This window comes from Psychrobacter sp. 1Y4 (genome assembly GCF_051847555.1).
In genome coordinates this window covers 1-552 of sequence record NZ_JBPYDE010000991.1, presented here as the reverse complement: position 1 = coordinate 552, position 552 = coordinate 1, and the positions used below count along the sequence as shown (strand labels likewise).

The following is a 552-nucleotide window of genomic DNA, read 5'->3' as shown; positions in this document are numbered from 1 at the left end:
GGGTCAGCGTTTGGCGGTGTCAAAGGTCGTACAGAACTACCAGGATATGTCGAGCGCTATCTGGCAGGTGAGATTCCTTTACAAGACTTTATCACCCACACGATGCCAATAGAAGACGTCAACGAAGCATTTGATTTAATGCATAAAGGCGAGAGCATCCGTACGGTTGTCAATTTCTAAGCGCCGTTACTGACAGTAATATCAAAATCACGGTTTTGACCTGATGACGCTACAATAAAAATGCTGCTTCAATTTTGAAGCAGCATTTTTTTTGATTTTACTTTTAAATACATCCTAATATTTGGATGTATTAAGCACCCTTTTTGCTAATAATTTGATCCGCTAGGGTCGATAAATCTGATGCGATCAAATCTGGTACTGGCACATTTGGTGCGCTAAGCATTTCGTTATATGGGCGAGTTAAAAAGGCACCCTGACAGCCTGCCGCTTGTGCGCCGATAGTATCCCAAAGATGACAAGCAACGAGACATAAGTCTGATGTCTTAACATTAAGCGTATAAGCCACCATTTGGTAAGTTTCAGGTGCTGGCT

2 pseudogenes are annotated in these 552 nt (G+C 42.2%); one reads left to right on the top strand and one right to left on the bottom strand.

Annotation, left to right across the window (positions count from 1 at the left end):
* Positions 1–180, top strand: a pseudogene (locus ACS8FC_RS20030) (S-(hydroxymethyl)glutathione dehydrogenase); the annotation flags it as partial.
* 130 nt (positions 181–310) lie between these two features.
* On the opposite strand, the pseudogene ACS8FC_RS20025 reads toward ACS8FC_RS20030, so the two are convergent.
* A pseudogene (locus tag ACS8FC_RS20025) lies at positions 311–552 on the bottom strand (haloacid dehalogenase type II); the annotation flags it as partial.